Annotated in this window: 4 protein-coding genes; all 4 read right to left on the reverse strand. The window is 44.7% G+C overall.

Going from position 1 to position 3,480, the window contains the following annotated elements:
- Window positions 1–807 precede the first annotated feature (807 nt).
- From C2U68_RS16675 to C2U68_RS16685, 4 genes are read right to left on the reverse strand one after another with little or no spacing between them, the layout of a single operon-like run.
- Window positions 808–1,695, reverse strand: coding sequence for a hypothetical protein (locus C2U68_RS16675; RefSeq protein WP_140913600.1), 888 nt, complete (start codon window positions 1,693–1,695; stop codon window positions 808–810).
- Window positions 1,696–1,755: 60 nt separating this feature from the next.
- Window positions 1,756–2,475 (reverse strand): restriction endonuclease subunit S, encoded by a 720-nt coding sequence (locus tag C2U68_RS16680; protein WP_186289647.1) that lies wholly within the window; start codon window positions 2,473–2,475, stop codon window positions 1,756–1,758.
- Between the two features lie 25 nt (window positions 2,476–2,500).
- A complete protein-coding gene (locus C2U68_RS21290) occupies window positions 2,501–2,929 on the reverse strand; it encodes a hypothetical protein (protein ID WP_186289648.1) in 429 nt (142 codons plus the stop codon).
- A gap of 3 nt (window positions 2,930–2,932) precedes the next feature.
- A complete protein-coding gene (locus C2U68_RS16685) occupies window positions 2,933–3,388 on the reverse strand; it encodes a hypothetical protein (protein ID WP_140913602.1) in 456 nt (151 codons plus the stop codon).
- Between the last annotated feature and the right edge of the window lie 92 nt (window positions 3,389–3,480).

Raw genomic sequence — 3,480 nt, forward strand, 5'->3', positions numbered from 1 at the left:
GTAGCTCAGCTGGATAGAGCGCAGCCCTCCGGAGGCTGAGGCCAGAGGTTCGAATCCTCTCGGGCGCGCCATTTTGACATCTTCCCCCAAACCGCATTTTTGGCTCTGTGCCCTGGATGTGCCCTAACCGTGCCACGCACTTAAAGTCTATTGTTGTCACTTAGCAAGATTCGACCTTCGCCCTCCTGTCCTAGACAGCCGAAAAAGATTCAATATTTAAACTTTCGTTGAGACAACTTTCGACTATCGATTCTCAGAACTTGTACAGGACAACAATTCCAGATCGTCGATGCCTTTCGATCAACTTAAGACTGCCCCCGCTAGTATTCAAATGGCTTTTCAAAGTTGTAGCTCATATTCTTGGTCGTTTTGCATGCTGTTTTGTACCTCAAGCGAAAAAATCAAAGTGTAGAATTCAAAGCGAACTAAAAACTCGCTTAATTTATGACTACTTGCTGGTAGATTAATTTGCTTTTACTTGGTTTTAAAACGGATCAAAAAACTTCTGACATTTAATTAAAGTTACTCGTCTGTAGGGCTAATTATCGTCACTAGGTTAACCTTTGCTGACCGTTGATGACCAATAAGGCTTCCTGTTGCACCACATTGCTCAAGCCGCGTTCAACATAGACAATCGAACCAATAAAATGCGCGTTCACGGTTTCGTCTCAACCGGCCCGCAGCAAATCAACCCATATTGCCGACACCGGGTATCGGTCCAGGAGTAATTGCGCTGATAGATAGGAATGACGAACTGGGGTGATTTCCGTAAGAATTTGAGGAGATTGGCTTCCGTGGCTCTCATGATTAACCTTTATTCTTATATTTTTCTAATGCTGCCATGAATTCCATTCTTGCGGATTTTCGAGGATGGCCGGTTTGCATATAACCACGTTCGTAATGAGCCAACCAGTTCGATAAGGCAGCCGCTTTGCCAAAATCGCCCTCGTCGATGCCTTCCAGGTAGGCGTCAGGGTCATATAACCACTGGTCCGGCTCCCAGGGTTGGTAACGTTTTCGGAATAACCAGTCGCGCTGGTAAGCGTAGGGCAATTCATCCAAGTCGGTGACAAAGCGTTTACCCTGGGAAAAATCGGTAATATCGCCTGCCGTTTTATTGCCTTTCAAAAAGACGTGCGGCTGTTTCTCCGTCATAGCAATGCACGCGGCTAAATCCGCTCGCGATTTCCAGTATTTGCTGCTCCAATTACTGCACAGATGGTAACGTTCCACCGATTGATTGCCATGTTCGGTAATGGGTTCTTTCAAAATCAGCAATGCATCTTCCTGGCAGCGTGCATCGTTGGACCAGACTAACTCGGCAAAGATCAGGCGCTCTCTATCAGCAGCAATGTTTGCCAAAAACGCTCGATAGGCTTCCGGCTTCTTATAGAAATCGTGCGTTTTATAAATTATCCCATCGACGCCTTCCAACCATTCCAGACGAACTGCGAATAACTCGGAGGCAGCGTTTAATATTTCCGTGTCTAATTTATTCAGTAATTTGTCGTCGTCGGAAACGTCAGCCAGCGTAAGGCCGTGACCGAAAAATCTGGGAATCTGATTCCGGTGTATCCCGTGTTTTTCAAACAGCAGCACGAAGCGGTTGGCGATTGAATCCACACGGGGTTTCTTCGAACGGAAATTCCGGTATCTATCCAGTAGCGAGAAAAAGGCGTCGACTTGGTCCAACATCAATAGACTCTCAAACATTTCATACTCAAACACCCACGTATAAACGCTACCGCCGCCTATTTATGCAGGTTTACGCTGTCTTTTGCCAGCACGCGCTTTAGGTTGCTCTGCCGATTTGCTGGCAGCAATCCGCGCCAGCAATTCATTGGCTGGTTCGTCGTTGGGGTCTTGCGGGACCAGTTCGCCGCGAAAGGCTTTGGCGAGCAGTGCCGGGGTGAGTTTTTCGACTTGGGCGCGGGCGGCGTTATAGCGGGATTCGAGGCGGTCGGCGTAGGCGAATAATGATTCGACGCGGCGGACGATTTCGGTTTGCTCGTCCTTGGGTGGTACAGAAATCATTAATTTTTTAGTGTCTCGAATGTAAATCGCCGATTGCGCTGATGCCCCTGACGCTGTCGTGAGTTTATCTATACCAAGAGGACTTTGAAGAAACGTTGCTAGATAATTTGGACTAACAAACTGATAGTCAGGTTTAAAGAGTAGGACGCTTCCCATTAGGCAAAACTCAGTGTCCGTTCTAATAAAACACGCCCGACCGACTGTTGCACCACGACTTACAACTAATACATCTCCAATCTCTGGATTGCAACGACGACGAGAAATGGCAGAAAACTCAGTTGGAACAAATTTGGTGTCCGAGAAATCGACGCCCCATTCTCTGACATCCTTTGCTGAAATCAGTGGAACACCTGATGGCGTAGTTTTCGGGCTAGTGTGTTCGCCATCGGTAATTTTTTTACAGACTTTATCCAACGACAGTTCTGTCCATTGGTTATTCATAAGATTGTGATCGTTACGCCAATCCTCACTCAAGGTGCCAGAAATCGCCGCAGCAAGAACCGACTGCCGAAAACGTTTGAGAATGGCGGGAATGCGGTCGAGGCGGTCGCGGCAGGCTGGTGGCGGAGGTGAAATTGCCACCAACTTGCGCGTCAATTGCAGCATCTAATTGTGCTTGTCGACCTGATATTAATTTTGCAGCTCTCTTAATACCTTCCGCCAACGGTTGTTCAGCTATGACTCCTGTACCAAGATATATGGGATTCGCAGCCAATATTCTGACAAGTAATTCAATTGCCGCATCGGTGTCTTCATGCAGATAGATATCAACAGTGTTATCTGCGGACTGAACTACATCATAAGTGTTTGGAACCTGTGTAGCCCCTTTTTGCAAAGCGTCTATCAATCCATTTTGCTGATCAACAGACGTGGTTTTTATAGATAGTTTTGACATAAATTATTCCTTAACTTTATTGATTGACATGAAGTCATTTATTTTCCAGTCCCCCGCTTTCCAACCTCCGTTTTCATCAATTAACCTTATTTTAATATCAACACTGTTTTTTTCGAATTTAACGATCGTTGAGCACAAAGCATATGTATGTTTTTCTGCTGAAAACTTATCGAAACCCTGTTGAAGATTACATTCCGGGTTTTTAATAATTTTAATAATATTTCCTAAGTCTACGTTTGCTAAACGACAAATGTCATCAGGAGATAAGTCGGATTTATTTATTAGCCACCATGATGCTCTTTTATTCAAACTCTCAACTCTCCACGGATTGGCAAAATCAAAAAGAGCTTCTTTAATATAATTTTCCGCAATTCTTTCAGAGTTATAAGCGCGAGCGAAGACGCTAATAAAATAAATTGAAACAGTCAAACAAATAATAATGAATATTTTTTTAATCATATGTATTCTCAATATTGAGGGAGATCAGATCTTGCATTACCACAATTTATTGGGTTTTTCATGCCGCGAAACTCCAAGGCCGTAAGGCGCAA

The sequence above is a fragment of the Methylomonas koyamae genome (genome assembly GCF_006483455.1).
Classification (GTDB): Bacteria; Pseudomonadota; Gammaproteobacteria; order Methylococcales; family Methylomonadaceae; genus Methylomonas; species Methylomonas koyamae_B.

Bases quoted from the DNA above. Each gene is read 5' to 3' on its own strand.
- C2U68_RS16675 (WP_140913600.1), bottom strand. From the start codon at position 1,695: ATGTTGGACCAAGTCGACGCCTTTTTCTCGCTACTGGATAGATACCGG.
- C2U68_RS16680 (WP_186289647.1), bottom strand. From the start codon at position 2,475: ATGAATAACCAATGGACAGAACTGTCGTTGGATAAAGTCTGTAAAAAA.
- C2U68_RS21290 (WP_186289648.1), bottom strand. From the start codon at position 2,929: ATGTCAAAACTATCTATAAAAACCACGTCTGTTGATCAGCAAAATGGA.
- C2U68_RS16685 (WP_140913602.1), bottom strand. From the start codon at position 3,388: ATGATTAAAAAAATATTCATTATTATTTGTTTGACTGTTTCAATTTAT.